General features: G+C 35.5%; 27 protein-coding genes. 14 read left to right on the top strand and 13 right to left on the bottom strand.

The window, feature by feature from the left end:
- Positions 1–4: 4 nt before the first annotated feature.
- The 5 genes from BCR22_RS11120 to BCR22_RS11100 all read left to right on the top strand — a co-directional run bounded on the left by BCR22_RS11120 (position 5) and on the right by BCR22_RS11100 (position 2,810).
- Positions 5–397 (top strand): hypothetical protein, encoded by a 393-nt coding sequence (locus tag BCR22_RS11120; protein ID WP_069654957.1) that lies wholly within the window; start codon positions 5–7, stop codon positions 395–397.
- 195 nt (positions 398–592) lie between these two features.
- Entirely contained in the window at positions 593–1,009 is a 417-nt protein-coding gene (locus BCR22_RS11115) for a hypothetical protein (RefSeq protein WP_069654956.1), read from the top strand.
- Positions 1,009–2,205, top strand: coding sequence for a hypothetical protein (locus BCR22_RS11110; RefSeq protein ID WP_069654955.1), 1,197 nt, complete (start codon positions 1,009–1,011; stop codon positions 2,203–2,205). Before BCR22_RS11115 ends, BCR22_RS11110 begins: the two co-directional genes overlap by 1 nt.
- A gap of 14 nt (positions 2,206–2,219) precedes the next feature.
- On the top strand, positions 2,220–2,528 hold the full coding sequence (locus BCR22_RS11105) for a hypothetical protein (protein ID WP_069654954.1): 309 nt from the start codon (positions 2,220–2,222) through the stop codon (positions 2,526–2,528).
- A 12-nt stretch (positions 2,529–2,540) separates the two neighbouring features.
- Entirely contained in the window at positions 2,541–2,810 is a 270-nt protein-coding gene (locus BCR22_RS11100; protein ID WP_069654953.1) for a hypothetical protein, read from the top strand.
- 204 nt (positions 2,811–3,014) lie between these two features.
- Here the strand turns inward: BCR22_RS11100 and BCR22_RS11095 are convergent, their stop codons facing one another.
- On the bottom strand, positions 3,015–4,499 hold the full coding sequence (locus tag BCR22_RS11095) for a lytic polysaccharide monooxygenase (protein ID WP_069654952.1): 1,485 nt from the start codon (positions 4,497–4,499) through the stop codon (positions 3,015–3,017).
- A gap of 389 nt (positions 4,500–4,888) precedes the next feature.
- Here BCR22_RS11095 and BCR22_RS11090 point away from each other — a divergent pair, with 389 nt between their 5' ends.
- Together BCR22_RS11090 and BCR22_RS11085 are read left to right on the top strand one after the other, a co-directional pair.
- Positions 4,889–6,352 carry an AcpB/EbpR/MafR family transcriptional regulator gene (locus BCR22_RS11090; protein ID WP_069654951.1) on the top strand — a complete coding sequence of 488 codons (1,464 nt, stop codon included), beginning with the start codon at positions 4,889–4,891 and terminating at the stop codon, positions 6,350–6,352.
- Positions 6,353–6,582: 230 nt separating this feature from the next.
- Positions 6,583–9,573 (top strand): LTA synthase family protein, encoded by a 2,991-nt coding sequence (locus BCR22_RS11085; RefSeq protein WP_240485878.1) that lies wholly within the window; start codon positions 6,583–6,585, stop codon positions 9,571–9,573.
- A gap of 163 nt (positions 9,574–9,736) precedes the next feature.
- Here the strand turns inward: BCR22_RS11085 and BCR22_RS11080 are convergent, their stop codons facing one another.
- The 4 genes from BCR22_RS11080 to BCR22_RS11060 all read right to left on the bottom strand — a co-directional run bounded on the left by BCR22_RS11080 (position 9,737) and on the right by BCR22_RS11060 (position 13,687).
- Positions 9,737–10,510, bottom strand: coding sequence for a MurR/RpiR family transcriptional regulator (locus BCR22_RS11080; RefSeq protein WP_069654950.1), 774 nt, complete (start codon positions 10,508–10,510; stop codon positions 9,737–9,739).
- Between the two features lie 839 nt (positions 10,511–11,349).
- The gene (locus tag BCR22_RS11070; protein ID WP_069654948.1) at positions 11,350–11,913 is read right to left on the bottom strand and encodes a DNA-3-methyladenine glycosylase I; all 564 of its coding nucleotides are present in this window, start codon (positions 11,911–11,913) and stop codon (positions 11,350–11,352) included.
- 112 nt (positions 11,914–12,025) lie between these two features.
- Positions 12,026–12,724 carry a glucosamine-6-phosphate deaminase gene (locus tag BCR22_RS11065; protein WP_069654947.1) on the bottom strand — a complete coding sequence of 233 codons (699 nt, stop codon included), beginning with the start codon at positions 12,722–12,724 and terminating at the stop codon, positions 12,026–12,028.
- Between the two features lie 198 nt (positions 12,725–12,922).
- Entirely contained in the window at positions 12,923–13,687 is a 765-nt protein-coding gene (locus BCR22_RS11060) for a C39 family peptidase (RefSeq protein ID WP_069654946.1), read from the bottom strand.
- A gap of 241 nt (positions 13,688–13,928) precedes the next feature.
- Between BCR22_RS11060 and BCR22_RS11055 the strand changes: the two genes are divergently transcribed.
- From BCR22_RS11055 to BCR22_RS11035, 5 genes are all read left to right on the top strand, one after another.
- Positions 13,929–14,294 (top strand): hypothetical protein, encoded by a 366-nt coding sequence (locus tag BCR22_RS11055; RefSeq protein WP_069654945.1) that lies wholly within the window; start codon positions 13,929–13,931, stop codon positions 14,292–14,294.
- Positions 14,295–14,580: 286 nt separating this feature from the next.
- Positions 14,581–15,048, top strand: coding sequence for a GNAT family N-acetyltransferase (locus tag BCR22_RS11050; RefSeq protein WP_069654944.1), 468 nt, complete (start codon positions 14,581–14,583; stop codon positions 15,046–15,048).
- Positions 15,049–15,075: 27 nt separating this feature from the next.
- Positions 15,076–15,459, top strand: a complete 384-nt coding sequence (locus BCR22_RS11045; protein ID WP_069654943.1) for an ACT domain-containing protein — start codon at positions 15,076–15,078, stop codon at positions 15,457–15,459.
- Positions 15,460–15,587: 128 nt separating this feature from the next.
- Positions 15,588–16,331, top strand: a complete 744-nt coding sequence (locus BCR22_RS11040) for a class I SAM-dependent methyltransferase (protein ID WP_069654942.1) — start codon at positions 15,588–15,590, stop codon at positions 16,329–16,331.
- A gap of 38 nt (positions 16,332–16,369) precedes the next feature.
- Positions 16,370–16,768: a DUF1622 domain-containing protein gene (locus BCR22_RS11035; RefSeq protein ID WP_069654941.1), complete on the top strand. Its 399-nt coding sequence runs from the start codon at positions 16,370–16,372 to the stop codon at positions 16,766–16,768.
- 104 nt (positions 16,769–16,872) lie between these two features.
- Here the strand turns inward: BCR22_RS11035 and BCR22_RS11030 are convergent, their stop codons facing one another.
- On the bottom strand, positions 16,873–17,655 hold the full coding sequence (locus BCR22_RS11030) for a hypothetical protein (RefSeq protein ID WP_141706577.1): 783 nt from the start codon (positions 17,653–17,655) through the stop codon (positions 16,873–16,875).
- Between the two features lie 271 nt (positions 17,656–17,926).
- Here BCR22_RS11030 and BCR22_RS11025 point away from each other — a divergent pair, with 271 nt between their 5' ends.
- On the top strand, positions 17,927–18,664 hold the full coding sequence (locus BCR22_RS11025) for a class A sortase (RefSeq protein ID WP_069654939.1): 738 nt from the start codon (positions 17,927–17,929) through the stop codon (positions 18,662–18,664).
- 64 nt (positions 18,665–18,728) lie between these two features.
- Here BCR22_RS11025 and BCR22_RS11020 read toward each other — a convergent pair whose 3' ends face one another.
- The 3 genes from BCR22_RS11020 to BCR22_RS11010 all read right to left on the bottom strand — a co-directional run bounded on the left by BCR22_RS11020 (position 18,729) and on the right by BCR22_RS11010 (position 21,558).
- Complete coding sequence (locus BCR22_RS11020; protein ID WP_069654938.1) at positions 18,729–18,950, bottom strand: hypothetical protein; 222 nt, start codon at positions 18,948–18,950, stop codon at positions 18,729–18,731.
- A gap of 229 nt (positions 18,951–19,179) precedes the next feature.
- Positions 19,180–20,874 carry an oleate hydratase gene (locus BCR22_RS11015; RefSeq protein WP_069654937.1) on the bottom strand — a complete coding sequence of 565 codons (1,695 nt, stop codon included), beginning with the start codon at positions 20,872–20,874 and terminating at the stop codon, positions 19,180–19,182.
- Between the two features lie 108 nt (positions 20,875–20,982).
- Positions 20,983–21,558, bottom strand: coding sequence for a TetR/AcrR family transcriptional regulator (locus tag BCR22_RS11010; protein WP_069654936.1), 576 nt, complete (start codon positions 21,556–21,558; stop codon positions 20,983–20,985).
- Positions 21,559–21,991: 433 nt separating this feature from the next.
- Between BCR22_RS11010 and BCR22_RS11005 the strand changes: the two genes are divergently transcribed.
- Positions 21,992–22,354 (top strand): hypothetical protein, encoded by a 363-nt coding sequence (locus BCR22_RS11005; protein ID WP_069655100.1) that lies wholly within the window; start codon positions 21,992–21,994, stop codon positions 22,352–22,354.
- 96 nt (positions 22,355–22,450) lie between these two features.
- Here the strand turns inward: BCR22_RS11005 and lepB are convergent, their stop codons facing one another.
- From lepB to BCR22_RS10985, 4 genes are all read right to left on the bottom strand, one after another.
- Complete coding sequence (gene lepB, locus BCR22_RS15275) at positions 22,451–23,101, bottom strand: signal peptidase I (protein WP_141706573.1); 651 nt, start codon at positions 23,099–23,101, stop codon at positions 22,451–22,453.
- Positions 23,102–23,116: 15 nt separating this feature from the next.
- A complete protein-coding gene (locus BCR22_RS15270) occupies positions 23,117–23,785 on the bottom strand; it encodes a hypothetical protein (protein ID WP_069654935.1) in 669 nt (222 codons plus the stop codon).
- A 22-nt stretch (positions 23,786–23,807) separates the two neighbouring features.
- Entirely contained in the window at positions 23,808–24,956 is a 1,149-nt protein-coding gene (locus tag BCR22_RS10990) for a WxLIP family cell surface protein (protein ID WP_069654934.1), read from the bottom strand.
- Positions 24,957–25,044: 88 nt separating this feature from the next.
- On the bottom strand, positions 25,045–25,866 hold the full coding sequence (locus BCR22_RS10985) for a WxL domain-containing protein (RefSeq protein WP_069654933.1): 822 nt from the start codon (positions 25,864–25,866) through the stop codon (positions 25,045–25,047).
- Between the last annotated feature and the right edge of the window lie 63 nt (positions 25,867–25,929).

Raw genomic sequence — 25,929 nt, 5'->3', positions numbered from 1 at the left:
GCCTTTGAAAAAGAAAAAATGGTTTATTGTTTTACTTGTACTAATTGGAGGTGTCAGCTTGTTTACTTTTAATCAAAGTGCGAAGGAAAGAAAAGAGCAACAAGTAATAAAAATGGAAACAGTAACTGCAAAGCAAATTAAAAATACCTTTGCGAATGTGACAAAAATTGAATTCGATGAGGAATACGGTGAAAATAAATTAACAGGCTATACAGAAGTTATGGTTACAGTATCAACTAGCTATGGCGTAAGTTCAGAAATTGGAGTAAGTATGTCTCCTAAAGATAACATTGATGAGTCCTATTTAGGAAGTGGAGAATTGCCTGTTTTGAAAAAGGGGCTAACAGAGACTAAGGTTATAGTTATTTTCTCTAATAAAGAGGAAAGGAGTTTTTAATCAATGGCTACAGAAAAGGTATTAAAAGACTTAAATCAAGAAGTTTACAAAGTTGATCCTAACTATAAAGATAATGGAAATAAAATCCAATACACTGATAAAACTGATAGTTAATTGGGGAAAAATAAACAAAATGATAAAATAAAAATCATGATAGCTTATTTTATAAACAGAAACTCAAAATGAGGTGTGCTTTTGCAAAAAAAAATATGGATACTAATAGGAATTATTATCATTATTCTAATAGGAGGTGCTAGTGTGTTTTTTAATCAAAAAGAACATGAACAGCAGAGGAACGAAAGACAAATTTTAAGAATGGAGAAAAAGATAGCCAAACAGATAAAAAATACATTTGTAGATGTTCAAAAAATTGAATTTATTCCAGAAATGTCTGGTGTATATAATGAAAAAACTGGTTTTTGGCATTTTTCTTCTAACATAACAACTCAAAATGGAACAAAAGATACTGGTAATATCATATATAAGGATAACGAGGAAAAACTTACTAGTTTCGGACCTATAGATTCTGATTTTCGAGATATTATTAAGAGTGGAATGACTAGTACTCCAGTAAAGGTTATCTATTCTGATAAAAGTGAAGGAGAAATATGATGGCTACAGATAGGGAATTGGTTGATTTAAATGATTTTGTTTATGAAGTAGATCCTAATTATGTTCGCGATGACGGAAAGAAACAGAAGCAAATTAAACCTGAAGACATTCTCCCTCTGGGGAATTTTGATTACAAAGTTCTTTCAGTCAAAAATGGGGACTACGGGTTTCAAGGCATGGCAGTAGCTCCCATAGTGAATGGTACTCCAGACTATGGACAAGTAACAGTCGTTGCAGCTGGAACCTATCCTAGTGACTCTGACGATTTAAAAGCAGCTGTAAAAGGAATGTCTCCGAATGGTTCTCCTCAAGCAGACATCGCTTTACAGTACGTGGGAGAACTCATCGACAACAATCCGAATTGGACAATTAATCAGCTAACTGGCTATTCTCAATCAGCTTATATGCTAAAAGTAGGCGCTCACTTTAACATACCAACAACGGTTTTTAGTGGCTGGTTTCAATATCGTTCCTTAACACCAACGGAGGAAAAATTTATGAAAGAAAATCCTCACTTATTTTTAAATTACCGCCAAAAAAATGATGATGTCACACTATGGAATGACTTTAATACTCGTTTTGGAAATAGTGATGATTTCGGAACAATTGTATGGATAGATGGTAATAGTCATAAATTAAATAGTTGGACATTTGATGAAAAAACAGGTCAATTAAAAATTTCAGATAGTTCAGGAAATTCTGAAGGAGCCATGATACAAGCCAGTCATTTTCTGATGCGTGGATTTTTAACTCAATTGACTATGTTAGATCAACTAAAAGCCAAACTAACTGCCAGTGGTGGCGGACTATCAAAGAATGAAAAAATTTATTTAGATGATCAACAGGCGTTACTAGCCGTTACTACAGGTCGAGCAACTTATCAAAATGCGATGGCTAATGCTATAAAAATATATCAAAATGCAATTACAGATGCAGAAGATATCTGGCAAGAAACATTACGGGAAGCCCGTTCTCAAATAGAAGTACTGTCTGATACTGAAATGAAGGATAGTTTATCAGCGATAGGAGCTACTGAACAACGAATAGTCGGTGAACCAACCGAATTTTTTCAACAAAAAATCAATAAGGCAAAAATGATGGATAAAAAATTCGAATCGTTAGCGAAAGAAATCAAGAGTAAAATCGACAAAATGGTTCAAACAGATCAACAACTAGCGCAACAATTAAAGCCTTAACAAGGAGCTAACGTATGAAAGAGGAACAGATTACAGGCGATTATCAGCGAAAACGCCGTGAACTAGAAGCAGATGAAGATATACTAAAAAATACACAACGAACAGGAGAACAATTAATACAAGAAACGTTGTCAGATATTTACCGAATTGTTCAACAGTCAGCTGTAGATAGCGAGCCTTTCGATCGTGCAAAACAGTCAATTATGCAAGTAGAAAATGACTATCACGAAGCGTTATCAAGAGCAAAAAAACAGCTATATCAACAACAAGAAAAACTTGAACAAGACTATCGAAATGACCTCCAAAAAGCAAATAAAGAATAAGGAGTTGTTCTATTGGAAGAATTAGCAAAAAAATTATTGAAAGAGTTAAAAAAGAATTTAGAAAAAATACGTGTACAAGCAATTGGTTCAGCCAAGATACAGAAATCTCATAACATGAAACAAGAATCTAAAAAGCAAGGTGAAACAGCCATAGAAAGTGCTAAAAAGGCATTGTCTTCTTCCTCTCAAATAGTAGAAGGTGCTGTTAAAGGTCAGTTTGGAAAAAAAGTAACAGAAGCTTTTGAGAAACAACAACAAACTTTAGATAAGCTATCTTCTTAGCATTCAATGATTAAATTGATAACACTCTACTAAAACTGTACTTGTTTTAAATCGCTTAAAGTAGTGTAAAATCATCTCTTGTATAATTTGCATTTTAAATTCCATACTATATTTTGCCATATAAAAAGACCCCAAAAAGTTAGATGTTTAGCTCTATCTTTTGAGGGTCGGTACATCTTATCTAACACTTTTTTTCTATATCCTCTATTGCTTAATAGATTCCCAAACTATTACAGTTCCTGGCTGGTCGCCTTTTGTCCACCATTTTGCTTTGTATGTTTGACCTTGGAACGTTACGGTATCGCCACCACTGTACGCTTTGCTTGTTTCCCATTCCAGAACTTTATCTGAAAGTAATCTCCACGCATCTGATTTGTCTGGACGATCACCCTTGGTCCACCATTTTGCTTCATACTCTAAATCATTGAAGAATACTTTATCGCCTGTATTATAAACGTTGTCGGCCTTCCAAGTAGAATGACCACTTGGTTTTTCTTTTGTTTTCACAGAAAATACAGCACTAGTCTCTGATACGTTTCCGCCAACACTGATGGCTTTCACTGAGTATTTATACGTTGTCTCAGCATGTAACCCAGTATCTTTAAAGCTTGTTTTTTCTGTCGTGGCAACTTTTTTTCCATCGCGGTACACTTCATACTGTTTGACCCCTAAGAAATGTGCCGATTTTGTCCACATCAAGTCAACTGAATGTTCAGTTGTTCCCATAGAATGAACGTTGGTTGGTGCTGTCGGTTTTTGATTGTCTTCTGCTTCTGATGTTTGTGTTGTTGCTTTAACAACTGTACTTTTTTCAGAAATTTTACCAGTTGTTCCAACTGCTTCTACTTGATAAGCGTAGCTTGTATTTTCAACTAAATTCGTATCATTAAATTGCGTTCCACCAACTGTCGCAACTTTTTTTCCATCGCGGTATACATTATATTCTTTTACATTTGAAACAGTATCCCATGTTAATTTCAGGGAGGAAACCGTCACATCTGATACTTTGACATTCGTTGGGGCTGCTGGTATCTCTTCAACTGGCGGTGTAATTTCTCCATTCCCTTTTACATTTACATCAATGACATTATAAAAGGCATTTGGTGTATCTGCTACATCCCAAACAGCTAAAACAACATGGTAGCCAGAGTGGTCTGCTGGAATATTTACTTGATGTGATTTATTATTTGATGCAGTTGAACCATCATGTTTTACTTCACCAATCAATTGTAAATCTTTTCTAGCGATTGGTTTTTCTGGATTCCAACCATTTTTAGTGATATAGTAATGCCATTTCGTTGTGCTATGAGGCGCAGTATAATACCAAGAGAATGTATTCTGACCTGTCTTAACCGTTTGCTTCACCCAACGGTCAGCTCCAGTTTCATCTAATACGAAGTCAGAAATTTGTCCTAATCCACCGTTTGCAGAAGCAATACGGCCATCTTCTGGACCCGCTTGCGGAAAGCCTTTTGGCGCTTCTAACGATTGCGGGTTTGTAATAACATTCCCATATTTTTCCATCGCTGCTGTCCAGCCCAGAGTATTTTTGTCTAATGACCCTTGGTAACCACGAGCAGCTGGCGTTTCTACATAGCCGTGAGCATTCACTTCATCTGCATTTAACAAACCTGCTCCACCTAAAATAATTGTTGACATCAACGCTAACCCTAATAACTTTTTCTTCATAATTGTCTCCCATCTATTTGTTTCACCTTCAATTGGCTTAACACTAGTTTAAACGTTTTGTAAGAAAAAAAGAGGTCATTTATCGTCATAAAAAAGGAATACTTGGTTAAATCAGTCTTTTCTATTAAAATAATCATAACAATCAAACAAAATACGCTAAATATTACAAATGTTATCCCAAAATGGCGATTATAAAGGTCATTTTTTTCTACTTAAAAGAAAAAAATGGTCTATATATTTCGAGCTTTTGTAAAAAATAATACATTATTATCTAGGTTATATAGACAAAATAGACTGTTTCAAGTTAAAATAGGGTGCAACTTGATATTTACTTCATTATAAGCAGAATAAATAAAAAAATAACATAAAAACAGAAAGTGTTGATACTATTGAAAGAAATTCTTTCCTCTCGATCAAAACGTCAATTAGAGTTAGTAGAGCTATTAGCTGATAACGATTGGCTCTCTTTTACGAGAGCATCCGAATCTCTAAATGTTCCTGTAAAAACGTTGAAATCAGATATTGTTGAATTAGAAACAGTACTTTCACCTGCCACGATTGAATCGTCAAAAATATATGGTATTCGTTTAGCAACAAATTTTGGATTCTGCAAAACCATTATTTATCAAAAGTTCATAAAAAATAGTGTTGAATTCCAGTTAATTGAAAAGATTTTCTTACATAATTTCTCTACTATCGTTGATTTAGCTAACGATCTTTACATCAGTGTCTCGACAATCAAGCGAATCGTCCTTCGCGTCAATCAACTCCTTCAAATAGAAGGTTTTACGATTAACTTAAAAAAAATGCAGCTTGTCGGCGATCCACATAGTATTTGTAATTTTATGCAACATTATTTTCATGAGAAGTACGGAGTAGCTGAAAGTTTGTTGACACCCGCTCAGTTAGCTATTTTAGATCAAGTTGACCTCCAGATTATTAGTCAAGCCATTCCAGATGAATCATTGCGCAACTTAGATTTTTCTTTATTGAATCGTCTACGTTTTTACACGTATACCATTATCAATCTGCTAAAACATAATAGTGACAATCAACTTCACGATTTATCAGAAAAAGAATTTGACATTCTTAACGATTCCTATGCTTGCGCTGAATTTTATAGCCAATTTCAGCTACCTTTATCCGCAAGTAATTTAAGTATTTTTTTCTATTTAATTTTTAGTGATCAATATATTGATTCGATAGAAACGCTACGAGAACTGGTGAAAAGCGACCGCAATGCTCTTTTAAAGTATCAAAAAATCGAACATCTTCTACAAGAAATCGAGAAAAAAATGGATTGTCACTGTGATAATTTTGATGATATTTTTATGCGGCTCTATAACCTAGACTATCAAATTCATGGACGAACCTATATTTTGCATGATAAAAACAAAGAATTTCTTACAAGTATCAAAAACTTATATGGTCATTTTCCAATGGAACTGATCCACTCTTTGCAAGCAATTTTTTATGCGAATCCTTATAAAGAATATATGGTTTACGAAGCGATTTCGATTTTGTTTACCCATTGGCCAAACTTACTTGACCGATTAGAATATTCCACTCCTACCTTGAAAGCCTGCCTTTTATTTAATTCTGGTTTGGATTACATGAACATGCTCTCTGAACGAATTAATTATTATTTACGAGGTCGCTTTTCCTGTACACCGCTACAGGTTAGGTCATTAGATGAGCTGGAAAAAGAAGCTTCTGCTTATGATTGCATTATTACAAATATTCCTGAAATCTATATTGATACGATTCCGATCATTGTTATGCCACTAATCCCAGATGCTAAGAGTTTTGATAAATTAATGTTGGTTTATGAAGATTATTTTGAAAAAAATTGATTTTTTTTATTTTATTTAAACTTTATTACATAAAAAATAGCGAAATTATATTTATTCAAACGTGAGAAATTTGTCCTATAAGCGAATAGTAAATATAACACTATCATCTTCCTCCAAGAAGGATTGTAATACTAGCCATTTTACGCTACTATATATTGTAGAATAACGATACCTATTCGGCATTATGCGAATAAGGTATCTTTAAATATGTGTATAGCGGGTGTGTTTCTTTGAAAAAAAATGAATCTAAAAATTATGAATTTTTAACAATTTTGATTGCATGTTTTCTAATCATCATGCAACGAGTATTACTTTCTGCAACTACTGTACCAACCTACACGTTGTATCCTGGGAAGTTTTACATCTATTCCTTTATGAAGGTGGCAGTAGGAGCTGGTCTTAGTTTGGTTCCCTTATATATGGGCTATCATTATCAGAAAATAGCTAATATAAAAGTATTGCGCTATCTAAGTAGTTTTTTCCTACTATACATGGTTATAGCACTTACAAACAATGTCTTTTTTTATATTAAGTCTTCCGCATTGAATCTTCGCGATTATTGGATAATACTATTTCCAATTAGCCAAAACTACTTCATTTATGCTGTGTCTTGTGTTCTTTTATTCTGCAGTATTCCACTATTAACAAAGAGACTCAATACCTTATCGACAGACCGTTTAAAAAGAATAACCATTGGTTTGACCATTGCCTTCGTCCTATTGCCTACTTTATTTAATAAAGACATTTGGGGCTTTCAAGAAGGGAAAAATGTGGTCTGGATTTTCTATTTATTTTTTATTGGTTATGTCGTCAAACAGTTAAATCTAGAAAAAAAAATAAAATTTAAATTTTTGCATCTAGGTTTTAGTTTAGGGCTTCTTTTTGGTTTGATTTTACTGATGACGCAAGTTTCTTTATTTATTCGAGGCGATGCATCTACAGCTAATCGATTTTCAGTACCCTATTCTTTATTTTCGGTCTACTATGCTTTAAGCTTATTTCTTCTTTCAGAATCTATAGCACAAAAAATCAGCTTAAAAGCTACTGGTACTTTTATCGCTACCAGTTTGATTGTCACACAAGTACTCACTAGCTGGCCATTGACTAATTATAGAGTTTCCACTTTTTGGAAGATAAAGCTCTCTAGTTCCGGCTTAAATTGGCTATTAAATATCCTTAAGTATACTGGTATATACTTGCTTATAGCGATTAGTTTGATTACGATTTGCTTACTGCTTCAAAAATCATCCTTATATAAAACGCGAATAAACGACTTAAGTTTCGATTCTCCTACTCAATTTTATCAAAAGCTACGCAGCATAAAATCATGGATTTACAGAAGAAAAGCGTTCTTTTTCGTTGCAATCTTCTTTTACTTTTTCACATGCGTACAACTCTTTTTACTTGATAAAACAGACGGTTGGTCGCAGACTTTCCAAGTAATCCTTAAAATTTTTACGCAACGTCAATCTATTTTGATATTAACGACTATGATCATCATGGGCTTTTTCCTATTACTTTTATTACTTACGAATCGCTTTTGGTACGTTTTTTCGTTAACCTTTTTGATTGACTTACTCTTAACTGTCTCCAGTGTGATAAAAGTCAATTTAAGAGATGAGCCTGTTTTTCCTTCAGACTTGAAGATGTTAAATAGTATTTCGGAATTACTTTCCATGGTTAGTCCTGTTTTGGTTATGGCTGGTGCGATTTTAATCCTCGTGTTGACCATTTCTAGTATCGTGGTGCAAAGAAAGCTACAGCATCAATATGCGCTAAAATTCAATTGGAAAAAAAGAATTATTGGCATCATTACGTTGTCCGTTCTATTTTCAAGTGTCTTTTTTATAAATCATAAAAATTCACCTTCTTTCTTATTGTTTAATTTATTTAGAGTCAATAAACTCTTTATCAACCAAGGTGAAACAGTTTTAGAAAATGGTCCGATTATTCAATTTCTGAATAATATCGATATCAAGATAATGGATAAACCAGAAAACTATTCAAAAAATAAAATTGAAGAATTAATGAAAAAATATAATGCCGAAGCTGAAAAAATCAATCAAACAAGAAACGATTGGTTGGAAAATCAAACTCTTATTTTAAATTTAAGTGAAACCTTTAGTGATCCTGCTAGAGTTCCTAACCTTAATGTACTGAATGACCCAATCCCAACAATTAAAGAGCTCATGAAAAAAAATACGGGTGGTACAATGCTATCCGTAGGTTATGGTGGCGGTACCGCTAATATGGAATGGCAAAGTTTGACTGGTTTGGATATCAGTAGTCTATCCGCCTCATTGGTTACACCCTATACCCAGTTAGTCGGAGGGCAACATGTAAGTCCTAATATTACAAACCTGTTCGACGAAAAAATTGCAATTCACCCTTTTACTGCATCATTGTATCAAAGAAAAAGTGTCTTTGAAAAATTTGGGTTTGATAAATTTTATTATGTAGACAGCCCAGACAAATTGACTTATACAGATAAAATCGAAAGAAGTCCACGAATTTCTGACGAGTCAGCGTACAAAGAAACATTAAAAGCGTTACAAAGTAATACAGAGACTACTCAATTTATTCAATTATCAACCATGCAAAATCATATGCCTTACCAAGATTATTATGATAAGCTTGATTACAGTGCTGAAGGAAAAGCTGTTTTAGAGAGCAGAAAAGGGGAACTATCGACCTTCATGCAAGGACTTCATTATACAGATGAAGCTGTTAAAGAGTTCATAAAGGAATTGGATAAAATCCAAAAACCGATCACCTTTGTCTTCTATGGTGACCACTTGCCTTCTCTTTATAGTGGTAATGATCAAAAAAAATATGGTTTAGAGCACCATGAGACAGATTATTTTATTTACAGCAATGCTTTTAGCAGAGATCAAATAAAAAAATTAAATAAAAACGTTGTATCACCCTTTAATTTTAATGCCTTAGCATTTGAGCAAGCCAATATCAAGGTAACTCCTTTCTATGCATTATTAACTCAGGTAACAAATAAACTTCCGGCATCCACGATTGATCCAGTAGAAAGTGTCTCAAACCGTTATAACGGGAAACAAGTATTTGTTACAGAAAAAAATAAGATCATTTTAGAAAAAGATTTAACGGAGGAACAAAAAGAAATACTAGAGGATTATAAGTACATTCAATATGACTTAGTTGCAGGTGAACAATATTCTGCTGAATGGGCAGAACAAAAAGTTAAATAATTAAAAAGGGTGTGATACAAAAGTAATAATCATTTTGTATCACACCCTAAATGCACATAAACGTTGGGAGCAGAAGCAATCCCTTCGGAAATAAGCTGGAATTGCTGTAAAACACAACGAGGAACGAGTTGATGTTGCACAGTACCTACTTGGTCACAAAAATTTAGTTACGTGATATTCCATCAAAAATAGGTACTTTTGTTATTAATTTTTCATAGATCAGATTACTCATCATATGGAGCATCAATCGTGAGCAAAATTTTTTCTGGTTACCAGTATTACTGGTCAGTACGCAGTATGTGCTAATCGATTTTAATTTAGTCGCTGCTATATTCGTCACTGAAATGATGGTTGTTCTATTGCATTTAGCTTCGATCATGATCTCATCGAGCTCTTCGTGTCGACCACTTAACGAAAATACAACAACCACATCTTGAAACGTGCTGATTTTAGGAATGCGTTCAATCAGTCGTTTATCTGAAAAATCATTCGTCCAAAAATCGATTGATTTTAGCTTATCATTAAATTCAGATGCGACTTGAGCACTTGATTCCGTTCCTACACAAAAAATTCTTCTTGCATTGATTAGACAGTTACATATTTTATCGATATTTTTTTCGTCCACTAATTCTAAAGTCGTTAACGTCTCTTTCTTTATACTATCTAATACATGTAAAAAATTGGATTGTTTTGGGTAAATCTGTTTCTTTTTCTCTCTCGATTGGATGAATGCAGCTTTCAGTTCGTTAAATGTCGCGTAATTTAATTTTTTACATGCCCGAATGACTGTAGTATTCGATATATACAGCGCATCTTTGATGTCTTTCAATTTTAACCCTTCGATTTCTTCAAATTTTAAAATAAAATGAATAACTTCCCGCTCGGCTTCTGACAATCTCTCATAGTTTGAATTGATATCCTTATAAATATCACTCACACAAATCAAATCCTCTCTATCTCAAAGCGTTACTATTCTCTGAAAACGAACGAACATGGTGGTAGTTCCAAGTATTTCCAACGATATTGATAGGAACTTGCTGTTCTGTTTTAGTGAACTACAACGATTAATCCTGTTTCTCCAGAAAGAAACGCTTAGGTAAAACCGATCGGCCTTCTCCTTTATTCATTAGCTCGATCATCAAGTAAATAGAGTCAACTTCGACCATTTTACATGTCTGCGGATTGATTAAAGACAGCATCATCTTTCTATATAGACATCCCTTATCTTGGCTAAACAGGTTCCCCTGTTGCAGATAGCCAACTATTTTATCAAGTAAAACATTATCCGTGAATAAACTCACTTTGTTTGTACTCTGTATGTCTAGTTCTTTTGTTCCATCTATTTCTTCTAATCGACCCGTTTTTTAATAAATAGCGCACTGTTAGATACGTAATTGCTGCCTTCTTTTATTTTCAAACTATCATGAGTCGAAGAAAATGGTGCCTATACAAATAATTTTCAAGATCTACTCTTTAAAGCTTATCTTATTTCAAAAAAAGTACAAGAGGAAATTTCTACTTTATACTCCAGATTGTATGTATGAGACAGTTCTGACGAGGTCAATCTATTTATTGATAAAAAATTGCATGATACTATTATTCCCGTTTTAGGTTGGTAAAACATGCAACGTTCCCTGAAATATATCCTCTACAATCCAGATACATAGCAAACCGTTGCCTTTAGTATGTAAACTGAAAAACGAATTCAAAAGAAAGTAGTTCTTTTTGAAATCCTTTCTATTTTTACACATTAGAAATACCCTGTCCTATGCATTTTTACTCTTCTTGTCGCTTAAAACAATGTGCTAAATGATCATCTACCATGCCTGTTGCTTGCATAAATGCATAGACTGTCGTTGTACCTAAAAATTTAAATCCCTTTTTCTTCAAATCTTTACTGATTTTATCTGATAATTCCGTTGATGCTGGAACTTCTCCAACTTCTTTCCACCTATTTTTAATTGGTGTTCCATCCACATACGCCCAAATAAATTGATCAAAACTACCATATTCCTCTTGAATCCTCATAAAGACTTGCGCATTATTGATTGTTGCATTGATTTTTAGCTTATTTCTGATGATTCCTGGATCTTTCAATAAAGAATCGATCTTCTCTTGGGTATACTCGGCAATTTTTGTATAATCAAACTGATCGTATGCACTGGTGAGTGTCCCTCTTTTCTTTAGAATCGTTGACCAGCTCAACCCAGCTTGCATACTTTCTAAAATCAGCATTTCAAAAAGTTTTTGATCACTATGCTCAGCGGTTCCCCATTCCTCATCGTGATATGTTTCTTCTAATTCTTTACCCTGTGCCCAATCACACCTGATTTTTTCCATATTCGACTCCATTCTTATAACGTTTAATCAAGAATAACACGAGAACATACGTTTGTAAATTGAGTTTTAAAAAAGATCAAGGCCGTTTACTACCTTAATCTTTAAAAGCTATTTATCTATCTAATTTACTTGCTGCTGCTTCATCTAAGATAACAGTAAGATTCGGATGTAATTGTAAAATAGATGCAGGGAACTCTTCGGTGACGGGTCCTTGTAAGACGTTCTTTACCATCTCAGCTTTTTTCTCACCATTCACGATCAAAATCAAGTGTTTTACCCGCATGACACTAACAGGTCCCATAGTAACGAACTCCATGTCTTTTTCCATCATGTCTGGTACAAACCAAGGTTCTTCACCAGTGACCTTTATCTTGTAAGTCAAATTTTCAAAACTTGTCGTTGTCGGCATATTCCCACAGAAATGACCATCTCCACCTAAACCGATCAACATGGCATCTAATCCGCCGTCCATTGCCAAACGTTTGTCTTGTTCAGCATAATTTTCAACGGTTAAAGGATGAATATTGGCTTCATCGATAGTGGCAGGAGTAAAATATAGTTTTCGTAAATCTGTGATCGTTATTCCTTCCTTTTGACCAGCGACAGGAATTTCATCAAAGTTATAATAGTGAACATTGGCATAATTGGGGGAATCTTTTACAATTTCTACCATTTTTTTATAAACATGAACTGGGGTATTCCCTGCTGTTATTGATAAGTTAACCCGTTTATCTTGGCTCATATGACCAAATAAAATATTTTTAGTTGTTTCGCTCATTGCTTCAAAGTCTTTCTCAATCATAATTTTCATGTGGCTCACTCCATTTCCTTTTTATACGTCCATTGTATAATGTGGGAACCATCCCATGTCAACGGTTTTTCCGAAAAATAGAAAAGAGTGTAGCCCAAACGAAAAACGCCGTTTTGCTCCACACTTTAAATTAAGTAGCACTATGAAATATCAGCTTTATCTTGTTGCGATAATGTACAATTAAAATCTTTCAACTCTCTATTTGTAGATTACCCAAAAATTCAAGGCTTCATTCATCAATTCATCCGCTGTAAACTCTTTTTTCGAATGTCCTTTTGCTTCTGAATCATTTGGATCATTCAGCCAAAACTTTCCGTTATTTGTCCCACTAAGCACCATGATATGACCTGTTTTTGTAAATAAACCTGGCTTTACAGATATGATTACAGGATGTTTCTGTTTCAAGTGCTCTTCTACAGAGGCAATATCTGTTTCAAGATCTTGAAATTGATACCCTTTTACCATTGCAAAATCAGAGAACGCCGACCAAGCCGTACCTTCCCCTTCAACAAAATAATCATTTTTGGACCAGTCTAAAATATCTTGAGGTGTATATGATTTGTTATCTAAATAAGATGATACCATTGCTAAAGACAAAATCGCACAACCATTAATTTCTAAGGTATTCCCATCAGGATTTCCCATGCCATATGGCGTTGTCTTCCATTTATCGTCTGTTTGCAATAATAAGTTGATTGGCATCCGGTTCGCAAATTTCCCATCACTTAAATCTTGATTGATTTGTTCAGTATACGTTAGTTTTTTGACTTTTTCTGGTTCTTTTTTAGTTTCACTTGTCTCCGTTACTTTTATCTCGTCCGCCTTACTATCATTAAATAAAGCTGAAAATCCGTGTCCTTCTTCCATCGGTGCTACTTTTGCTAAAATCGCTCCTGCAAATGCAGTTGCTACTAATAATCCTATGATATAAACTTTTGAATTCTTCGTCTCTTTTTGGTTCATTGGTATCTCCTTCTTTTCAGTTGAAAGTCTTAGCCGATCACTCACTTTCAAACGAATTACATATACAGTAATCAGTACTTCTAATATTACTGAATATATTGAAAAAAGCAAGTAGGAATAATCATTGACGAAATTATTACGAACATATTTTCTTGAATTTTTTGTCTTTTTTAGGTAGAATGATAGTACCTGATTATTCAGAGTCTGACAGTAGCAGTAAATTCGTAAAGGAGGTAGAAGAATGGACAATAACCATAAATCAACAATGAAAAGCATTTCAAAATTGATCAGCCAGTCTTCCCAAAGTTTCTTTTCGGCGTTTTTAGACGACTCTAAAGATAAGCAGAGCAAAAATAAAGAGCGTGAAGAAATTCTTAAGAAATTACAAGTTGCTTCTGCTCAAAAAAGTTTAGTTGTTTTACAATTAAAGGAAGTGCCGACTTCTCAAAAGTTTGAAACAGTTTCCGGTTGGATCGTTTCTAAAAAAATTGGTAATTCGATCATGCTACGCTTACAAGAAGATAGTCAACAAATTCGGATGATTACTGTTGAACATATAAAAAAAGTAAGTACTTTGTCTAAAAATGACAAACGTCTAATCAAATAAACAAAGCAGTTAGAGGGAAAGATACTATTTCTCTCTGGCTGTTTTTTTGTCTAAAAACAAGAGATTACTCGCCAACTTATAACACTAAAAAACTAACGCTAAACACTTCTCCTTATGCTTTTGACTTTTATAAACATCTCGATTTTACGTCTACAGAACCTTAGCAAGAAATAGATGGGCTGTTTTTGTTCCGAGAGAAAAAATAGTATAAGATCACTGCACAAAAGCAAGTAAACGGGGTATACTAAAGATGAAGAAAGTATCTTATCTGGCAGGAGGGACAATCATGTATTTGAAAATGTATAATGATACACATCAAACACTTATCGATCATTACTGCTTATCAGACATAAAGTTACGCTATGTTCGTGAGCCTAGAATTGCTATTGCATTAACACAAAAAGACCCACGACGGCACGCTGTTCTTATTTTCGAAGACGAGCATTTGGTTGCTTTTTTGACCCTGTTTGAAGCAAAGGGCAGTAGTCCTTACTCTGATAATAAAAACTGTTTAATTGTGCAAGATATTTCAACTGACTTTCGCCATTTAAATAATGGGTATGTTCGACAAGCCATTCAATTGCTTCCATCATTCATTCGTCAACACTTTTCAACGATCGACCAACTTATGATTGTTGTCAATGAGGACAAAGCCTTCACCCAAGCATTATGTGTGGATGCAGGCTTTGAAGACACCTGTCAGCTGGTCCCGCCTATTTATGGTTCACAAGTACGATTACAGCTTCCTGTTTAAATATAAAAGGTATATGGAGGAAACACAATGCAACTAAAATTATTAGATAAACTAAACTATACAATCATGAAATTTCCTACCCATACCAAAATCCCTATGTCTTTTCATGAGATAAACGACTTCAAAAGTATCACTTATACAGAAGATGAATGTTCGATTGTTGTTCCTTGTGGCTCACTTGAAACGGATCAAGCTCTTTCTGTCGATAATGATTGGTTTATTATCCAGATCGTCGGTGAATTAGACTTTTCTTTAATCGGTATTTTAACACAATTAGCCAACCCTTTAGCCGAAAATCATATCTCGATTTTCGCCCTCTCTACTTATAATACAGATTACCTTTTAATCAAAAACAAGGATAAAGACAACGCTATTCGTGTATTGTGTGATTGCGGTCATACTTTTCACTAAAACGGTAAGCATCAAGTTGCACCTTATAAAAGCTCAACTTCTTGTTCCATTCTCTTTTATGGGTATTATTTTAGCAATCTGATACAATATAGACTATAGAACATACACTTTTTAAAAGGAGCTATACAATGAAAAATGAGTATGACAACCCTATCTTTTTTGCAGCGTACAGCGAAATGGATCGATCAAAAAAAGGGCTGGAAGGTGCCGGCGAATGGCATGAGCTGAAAAAACTACTCCCTGATTTTACTGGAAAAACGGTTCTGGATCTTGGCTGCGGTTACGGCTGGCATTGCCGATATGCCGTTGAGAACGGTGCTAAAAAAGTCATTGGCATTGATTTATCTGAACGAATGATTGAAAAAGCGAAGGAAATGACAAATTCCTCAAAAATCAGTTATCACTTAATGGGTATGGAAGAAATCGACGGGTTGAACGAAACATTCGATATTGTCATCAGCTCGTTGGCACTTCACTATGTGCCTTCATTCCATGAGATTGCAAAGAAGGTCAATCACTGTTTAACCGCTGGTGGCGATTTTGTCTTTTCCGCAGAACATCCAATTTTTACCGCACAAGGAACAGAAGATTGGATTTACGACCAGGATAAGCAACCCCTTTATTGGCCAGTTGACCGCTATTTTGATGAGAGTATTCGCGAAACAACCTTTTTAGGTGAATCAGTCCTGAAATACCATAAGACTTTAACAACTTATCTAGATGGCTTATTAACGAACGGCTTTCAGCTTACCCGAATTGTCGAGCCAATGCCTGCTCCTGAAATGTTAGAAGCTAGTACTGAAATGCGTAATGAGTTGCGTAGACCGATGATGTTGCTGGTTTCTGCTAAAAAAGGCATCCAACAAGACTAAATCATTTCGATGGTCTTACCAAAAAGGAGGGATACCGAATGCACGATTTAGCTCAAAATATTATGGATAACTTGATTCCATTTTTTGATCTATTTATTTTAGCGTTGAATATTTTTTCAATCATTGTCTTGATTTGGGGTGTTATCATGGCTGGAATCGATTTTCTAAAAAGTGAACGCTTAGACCGAAATCGTATTGTGATGGCCCGACAAAATAATTTCATTAAAAGTTTTCTAGGTAGTTATATTTTGCTTAGCTTGGAAATACTGATTGCTGCAGATATTATTGAATCGATCATCAAACCAACCTTTCAAGATATCTTAAAATTAGCCATTTTGGTCGTGATCCGAACAGTGATTTCGTACTTCTTGCATAAAGAAATTGAAGATGCGTTGAAAGATAAGGAAAATGAACTAGACGAAAAAAAGACAAGCTGAATTAAAAACTAAACCGACCTAAAAGCATTAGATTTTGATCTAACGTTTGTAGGTCGGTTTAGTTTTCACTTTCTTCTGCTTGCTCATTTTATTCTATAATGTCCTTATGCCTGTCTGGGTAAATCGGTGAATCCAAACTCATCTTCTTGCATTAAACGCCATCTTCGTTTGGCTGTATTGTAAATCAGTATTGCTATTACTGGTTCGTTGCGATACGCAAAGTTTTTTGTTTTCCATAAAGAATCCTCCACTACATGAATAGGGATATGGTATTCTTTGCCTTTGATATCCATCTGATCGAAACAAAAAACAACGCCTTCTTGTAAAATTGTCTTCATTTCTTTCAATAATTCTACATCCAGCTTCTCAACTGAAATGCCTCGTTTAAAGAATGTTTTTCGATCATTGACTTTTTCCAAAATCACCCGAGTGATCTTATCCGCCAAAATCCGATAAAACTCGTCGATATAACGATAATAAACCCTTGTCATGTGATCGACAAATTCAAAAAAAACGAAATCATTTTGTAATTTATAAAAAAATGGCGAATGAAGACTCGTTTTCATATGACCAAAGTAAAGCAGCTCTGAAATTTCCAAAGGTGTCAATTCTTTGAGCATTGTAACATCTGAAAAATCGATCCATTTAATCTCTTCGTTCATTTTGCGCCGATGAGCAGTAGAAAAATAGTACTCTACATTCTCTTGTCCGCGAATAATTTTTAATCCGCTGTGCATATCGTACTCCCCTTCTTCAACAGAAGGATTCAGTAATAGCAGGTTCTTAGGGTGATGAACAATGGAGCGCGTAAAGTCTGTATGTGTGATCCCTTTTGATAATACTGCATTACTCGTCATATCAATATGTACATAAATCAAATCCAACATTTGTTCTATCACCCCCATCGTTTGTCTTCTATTCCATTCTACAATATTTCTGAAAGAAAAGCTTGTGTCTTTTATTTTAAGATTAAGTTACAAAGAGTTAAAAAGTGCCCACTTTCTATATCAGATAAAGGATATCCACTAAAAAATAATGTGCAATTTCCGTACTTTTAAGGTTCCTTTTTAATATATCTATTTATAAAAAAAATAAGAATTTTAAACTAGGGTTTCAAATTGATTTATGATACACTTAAAAGAAAAAAGGAGGATGCTTATGGCCTCGAAAAAAGTACGCCCTAAAAAGAAAAAATCAAGAAAAAGTAATTGGCTGATTAATATCTTCCTATTCTTATTACTCATTGTTGGTTTAGCCTTAGTTTTCAATACACAAATCAGAAATTGGTTGATTCAACAAAATGGAAAAGAATATGCTGTAGAGAAGTTAACGCCTGAAATCGTTCAAAAAAATAATCAGACCGATACTTCTTTTGACTTTGCTGCAGTTGAATCTCTTAGTACAGAAGCTGTTCTAAAAGCCCAGCTGTCAAATAAAAACCTGCCTGTTGTTGGTGCCGTTGCACTGCCTGATGTAAAAATCAACTTGCCGATTTTCAGAGGATTAGACAATGTTGTTTTACTAACGGGTGCTGGAACGATGAAGCCGGATCAAGAGATGGGGAAAGGCAATTATGCTCTTGCTAGTCATCGTGTACAGGACATGATTTCTTTGTTTTCACCACTGGAATATTCAAAACCAGGAGAACTGATTTATACGACAGATTTGAACAATGTTTATACATATAAAATCACTTATGTTGAAAAAATCGATCCTTCCAGAGTAGAGTTGATCGATGACGTCCCAGGCAAGAAGATGATCACATTGATCACCTGTGGCGATATGTATGCGACAACACGAATCGCTGTGCAAGGTGAATTAGAATCAGTCACACCAATGGAAAAGGCTACACAAGCAATGACAGACGCATTCAATATGGAACAATTAACATTATAGGTTCTCAAAAATAAAACAGCTAAACTAAAAGTTGCATGCTTTTAATTTAGCTGTTTTATTCTATTTACAGATGAGTCGTTTTCCTCATTCGACCATATCCATAACGAATAGTGGATAAAATAAGTACGATTGGATAGATGAATAGTGTCACCGCAAGCCACTCAACGCTAAAAACAGACATAAATGAAACATGATATGTAACTGCATAAATCAATGGCAACACAATGGCCAACAACCCATAATACAAACTCATCTCAAATACTACTGTTTTAAATACTCGTTTCATGAACCATTCCCCTATTCCTTTTGACTTTATCTGTTATTTTTTCTCTTCTTTATTTCCCTACTTCTCTATTATACGTTTTTGTCTTGAGAGAAACATCCATCTAAAGTCCGAGATTTTTCTAGGTCATTCTTCCTATAACTCTATTGATTAGAGTTATCCTAAAAGAGTAAGGCTAGGACATCACACTACGCGTCACATCCAGCCTCACTCTTTTAGTACCTATCACTTATTATCTAAACATCGTCTGAGCAGCTTTTGCTAACACTTTTGGATCACGATTGTAAGGTGTCACCGGAATGATTTCCTTATCAATATCAAATAACGTATAGACAGCTATTCTCGCAGCTCGTACAGAATATTCTTCTGTAAAGACCATATCTTTCGGAATTTCCACAAATTGACTGACCATCGCAAAATTCGTACTATTTTCTGGAACAACTTGCGGACGATCTGTCATTTTACGTGGTTGGAACTGTGCGTCAATATAAGGCATGTAAGCTGGAATCACATTCACTACATCTTTGATGATTTCATCCCAATCCGCTTGCCACCCCATTTGGCAAATCCATTCGTATAAAATCTCTTCCCCAGTACAATCACGCATTGGTTTTTTCACGTAATCACCGACTTTATCTGTGTAAATACCATAGCCCCAGAAAATAGTCGTATCAGGGTCTTGATTTTTAAAATGAGGTTGCGCCGCCACAACGGTACTCATCAACCAACTTGAATCTTTTAACGTCATTAAAGCACCTGATCCAGGAATGTTGCCAGAAAATTCTTCAATTCGTTTTAATAATTTGTCCCCACGACAAGTGACAGTAAAGCTTTCCCAATTTGTTTCAGCTTCGTTTCCAAAGAATGGTTCAGGATTCCCTAAGCCAGCTTTTTTCTTCGCAATATTGCGCCATAGACGTGCAGAACGAGATTCTTCTGTAACAACTGGCGCTGGTGTACTCCAATCCCCTTCTGTCGAACTATCTGTCATCGTTCCGTTAGTCATGATTACCACGTCTTCTGCGTTTAGTTCGATTGTTTCTCCATCGCCAAGTTTCAACGCCGTTACGGTAATTTCAGCGCCTGGTTCAAATTCTAAATCAACCACATCTTCATTTAGCGTAAAGTCTACCCCATGTTTTTCTAAAAATGCTTTCAATGGTAAAATCACGCTATCGTATTGGTTTAGCGGTGTTCGAGTAACCCCTTCTAAGGTATCAATACGAGAAAATTCTAAAATCATTCGATTCATGTAACGACGTAATTCAAACGCACTGCTCCATTTTTGGAACGCGAATGTTGTTTGCCACATATACCAGAAATTTGTTTCAAAGAAATGCGGACCAAACCACTCTTCAATCGTTACGTCATCTAAGCTTTCCTCAGATGCCGCTAATAGTTTTGTCATCGCTAGACGATCTTCGTTATCAAAGCCCATTGTATGAGCATCAAGGATTTCTTGATTTTTTGTCACTAAACGAGCTTGTGCATGCGTCGGATGTAAATGATCAAAATTCAAAATCTCTTCTGTCACACTATGATTGGGCCATTCAAGTGAAGGAATACTGTCGAACAATTCCCAGAAATTTTCATAAGTTTCTTCATTTAGCATCCGACCACCACGCGCGACGAAGCCTTTGTCATTCGTACCGATCCCGTCATTACTTCCACCAAGAATTTTCATCCCTTCGATCACATGGATGTTCTTTCCACTAAAATTAGCATCTCGTATTAAGTAAACCGCTGCCGCCATAGTTGCAATACCACCGCCAATCAGATAAACCTGTTTGTCTCCGTAATAACGGCTATTGATTTCTTCTTCTACTTCAGCAGCAGTTGTTGCTTTTTTTTCAGCAGATACTTTTTTAGCAAGGTAAGCCGCACCTAATGCACTTGCGGCAGCTAATCCAATATGTCTTTTTTTCATGAAAATCCCCCCGATTCAATTTATGAACCTAGCGTACAATGCTTTCATGTAAATGTCTTGTGATAGCCTTTCCATTCCGTCTTCTTTTTAGACACTATGGACAATTTGTCACAACAGTTCATTTTCCTGGGCATAGAGACGGTAAGAGAAAAATTCAGTATCTTTAGCCAAACGGAATAACTGTGTCGCGATTTCTAGTGGTGATTCTTTGTAACTACCGAGAATCCAATCAATCAAGACACCGCTACAGCCATATGAAAAGAATCGGGCATAAAATACTTTGTCTTCTGGCAGCAATTGGTTTTCTTTATCCATTTGATCAAATAAATTAATGAACAGTTTATTCGTTATCGCTGAAAAGCATGTTCTTAAGATATCTGAATCAGAACTGACCGTATTATAGTAAAAATCACTTTTGGCTTGAATCGCTTTTAGCATTTTCAAAGCTTGCTCTTCCCAATTGTCGATAGACACATCTGGTGAATCTAGATAAATCAATGCATCGTGTGTGTAAATCCAGCGCAAAAGATCTTGTTTGTCGGTAAAATGATAATAAAACGTTTGACGATTTAAGCCAACTTCTTTGGTGATATCTTGAACGCTGATTTTATTGAATAACTTTCTATCGCATAATTCAATCAATGCCGATGAAATAGCTTTTTTGGTTATTTGTGATTCACTCATGTTTTTTTCCTCACTTTTTTTAGATAGCTTCATCATACCAAAAAATGAAAGGAAAATATAAGGTTTTGAGGGATTTTTATGGATTGTTAATGGTTGGTCCTCGTAGAAAATGGCTTTTAATGGATGGTATTTCGTTTTTTCTAAGAGAGCTGTTCAGAAATGGTTCCTACTCGTACAGAGTTTTTAATCAATATACTTTCTATACTGGCTGTGGGGATATGTGTACAATGACCCATTTCAAAAGGATTGAAAGCAAACGGTCCAACAGTTCCTGCCATACACAAGCTTTTTAACCCATCTATTCGTTTCTGTACCAATTTGAAGGAAACTACTATACAATCAGTTCAGTTATATATTTATTCTGATAAAGTGGCTGCTAATGAAGAAATGGGACCAAATCTCACTATGTTTTATTAAAATTAAGGAGAAAACTATGACTGAACATGACTTTAAAAATGCTACTAAAATAGATACCACTGATTTAGTTAGAAATACAATGAAACCTGACCCTTCGCAAAATGGCAGTCCAATCCCCTTTCAAAGTGGTTATTCCGAATATGAAGCAAGAAAAGGGACTCAAAGTAGTTGTGAGATTATGGCTTTTTACTTCTTAGGTATTTTCTTTTCTATAATAGCTTATTACGGCTTGATTAATTTATCTATTTTAAACGGAGAATGGCAGAATGACGGAATTAAGGTTGCCATAGTTATTTTTTCAACAATAGCTGTCAGTTTTATTGTATCGAAAATTTCGATCATATTCGTTAAAAAACTAAAAAAGAAATTTTTACCATAATCGATCCTTTTAAGAAAAAATAGCCGGTTGAAAATTTTCTCAATTTTCAACCGGCTATTTTTGTTAACGGAGCTTATTTGCTGACCTCACTATAGTTTAAAATGCTTTGATTTCATTGAACGGAAACAACTGTGTGGTCACTTTACCAAGGAAACGCTTTTCCGCAACCAATCCGTAATGTCGGCTATCCGTCGCATAGGGGCGGTTATCCCCCAATACGAAATAATACCCCTCTGGAATCACAATCGGTTGTTGCTCAAGATCTTCCGTATAATCACGTCCATTTTTTTGGCTCTCATTGATTTCGTCTACCAAAAATTTTTCGTCCACTGGTTGCTCATTCACAAACAACGTATCCTGAGTATATCGGATTGTCTCTCCTGGTAATCCGATGATTCGTCGAATCTGCGGGTCTCCGTCGCCGACTGTGTATGCGACTAAGTCAAATCGGCGAAACGTTGTTTTTTTTTGAATTAATACCTTGTCTCCTTCACGCAATGTCGGAACCATACTATAGCCGCGAACTGTTAGGATGCTGATGAAGAAGACACTTACCCCTATAGCTATTACGCTAACTAAAGTCACTGCTAGAAAGAATTCTTTTATCTGCCACCCGCGTCTGCGCCGCTTTTTCTTAGAGACTCGCTTGTCTCTTGAAGGACTAAGTCTTTTCCCACTAGATGGTATATGGGTGTTACGACTAACTTTGGTCGTGTTCTTTCTTTTAGGTATCGGACGTTGTTTCATCGTTTCTCACTCCATTTATTTCTCTTGTGAGAAGGCAGACTCATCCACATTATAATAAGCGAATGCTGCTTTTTCATACGTCTGTACCTTTTTGATGTCTTCTAAAAAATCGTTGACAACAGCGGCATTGCCATAAAAATTTTTGGTTTGAGTACTGGCATTCATCCCTAATTGTTTGACGGCATTATAATAGCGATTCAATGTCAACTGCCCTTCTTGTGAATTAGACGTACTTGCCGTTTTCGATCCGTAACTTGCCATTGCGGTAGCAAGATACCGAATATTTTTTTGCATTTTTTCTTCGTCATCGCCCTTTTCTTTAGCAATCGTGATCTGTTGTTCAAAATCACGCAAGAGATAATACCCTTTAACGACAGAATCCGAATCATCTGTTGTCAAATTCATTGATTGATAGTAGGAAAGATAGCCAGATGCTCCACCAAATAGAACCGTTACTACCAATAGAACAAGACAATATCTAAGGCTTCGTTTCCTCTTATTTATCAACTTTTGACGTTTGCGCGCTATAAAACGTCGTTTTTTCTTATTTTTTATTCGTCTGACTGGTAGCCGGCGAATCTGCTGCGATGTTCGTAAGATCTGTACCAAAAAATAGGCGGATCCTAGGAGTGCAACGATCGTTAGTGCGATACCTGTAACGAAAATCCAATCTACGATAGACACTCTCTTCAGCTCCTATACTCCATTAATTCTTTGGCTTCTTTCGTTTGTTGCTTGTCGGTTCAGTTACTTGTTTTTTCTTTTTTTTACGTGCTTTTTTGGCTATGTCCTCTTTGGTTTGTTTCTTTTTTCGAAGAAAACGTAGAAGAATAAAGAGCAGAATGATCAATATTAGAAAGGCTGCAACGATTAGTAGAATCAATTTCCAGTCTAATCCTTTTTCTTGAACCAGACCTACATCGCGTTCATTAAATTTGTTGGCATCCTCATCTGTAATCTTAAACTCTTTTTTCCATGTCCATTTTTTTTTCCCTGAAGTAACTAGGATATCCGCTTCATAATCGCCTGGAACCATTCGCTCTCCATTCATACTGACTGGAAAATCAATAAATGAGTTTGGTGCCATCCGCATCGCTGTTTGTTTGCGTTCGTATAATACCGTTTCCTTTCCTTTTTCTGTAATTTGTACTTCAACAGTCATATTATTTAAATACGTGGCCATCACATTAGAAAAATTGACGAAAATTGCATTACGATAATTGCTTTGCCCAGCTTTGACGTTGTTTAGAGTCAAATCAGGATCTATCTTGGTCTCAGTTTCTTGTAGAACCATCCCAATAACATAGGCATATTGATTGATGATTTTCGAGCCCCCACCGCCTGTTGCGGCATTTATTTGGCCAGCACGCATCAACTGAACACCCCCAGCTATAACGCCATCATAGCCGGTTTCTGGCATAGCCACCGTCAATTCTAAGTTTTTGGTTTCTCCTGGCGCTAGATCGACAGATTCTGGTGCTTTTACTAGATCTGTAAAGTCAAATTTTAGAGACGGATCATTTTTGATTGTAGATTCCCCATATTCAATGACCCCATTTTGATTGGTTTTTGCTCCATTGACTTTCACATCAATGGTCACTTTTTCATCACTGGGATTGCTTAAGGCAATTGCTAATTTTTGGTGCTGTCCTGGCGTCATTTTTAATTGATAATAGCCTAATTCTTTATCTACTTGATTGTCAGGAAAAGTGATACTGTAAGTAAAACCTGTAGCACCTGCTGGATTCTCAGCAGCGGAATAACTAGGAACTGCTTTTAAAAAAAAGAGCCCAATAACCACGATGCTCAAGAAGATACTCACCCATTGTTTTATAGATCCTATATGTGATTTCATAACTAACCTCATTTATTCTAAAGTATTTTTTCTATGTACGCAGAGGAACAAGTTACACTTGTTCCTCTACAAAAATCGAAGAGCCTGCTTATGCTTCTGGCGTTTCTTCTGGTGTTTCTTCTTCAGCTGGTGCAGCAGTAATTTTCCAAGTGACTGTTGCAGTATAATTTGTTGCTGCCATGTTTGAAGCTGTAGCTGCTGGGACAGTTAATTTCACTGAATTCGCATCAGTACCTGCGACACCCACCGTTGAATCTTTACTTTGACCAAATTCCATTGCATAACGACCTTTACCTTCTTTTTTATCTTTGCTTGCCGTTACGATTGTTTTTGCATCGTTCGCTGTTTCCGTTAGTTGAAAAGCAGTTTGTGCGCTTGATGGTACTGTATTTGTATTGTCGCCTTGTGCCGCAAGTAATCCGTTACTGAAATCAATTGTTGACCCTGTCAATACGTTTGTTCCTGTACTATCTTTGAATTGGCTTGATAATTGAGCGGTCACTGTATAACCGTATGTTCCTCCCGCACGAACATCTGCCCATTGTACGTATGCGCCACGCTTTTTCGCACCACTTTCAAAACTCATTGGTTTCGCAAAACTTGTTACAGTATTCGCTGATGTTTTAATTGTTCCAAAGTCTAAATTTGTTGTTTTTTCAATCACTAGGGAACCAGTATCTGGGTTTGTATTTTCTCCTGGAGAGTCTGGATCTGGAGTTGGTAATGTTTGATCAGGATTTTCTGGATCGACCGTTCCTTGGTCACCACCACCGGCTGTTCCTTCTTCTACAGTTACATTTCCTGTTGAACTTAATTCTGTTGGTGCCGCCAAAGCAGGGGATGCTGTTCCTACCACCGCTACTCCTAAGATTGCTGCTAATGTTGTTGTACAAAGACTTCTTGCTTTCATATTGTTTTTCCTCCTAAAATGTGTGTAATCTATTAAGGCAACTTGGCTAATATCCAAGTTAAC

The organism is Enterococcus plantarum, from assembly GCF_001730295.1.
Taxonomy (GTDB): domain Bacteria; phylum Bacillota; class Bacilli; order Lactobacillales; family Enterococcaceae; genus Enterococcus_L; species Enterococcus_L plantarum.
The sequence above is the reverse complement of the archived record's forward strand: the minus strand, read 5'-3'. Positions and strand labels throughout refer to the sequence as shown.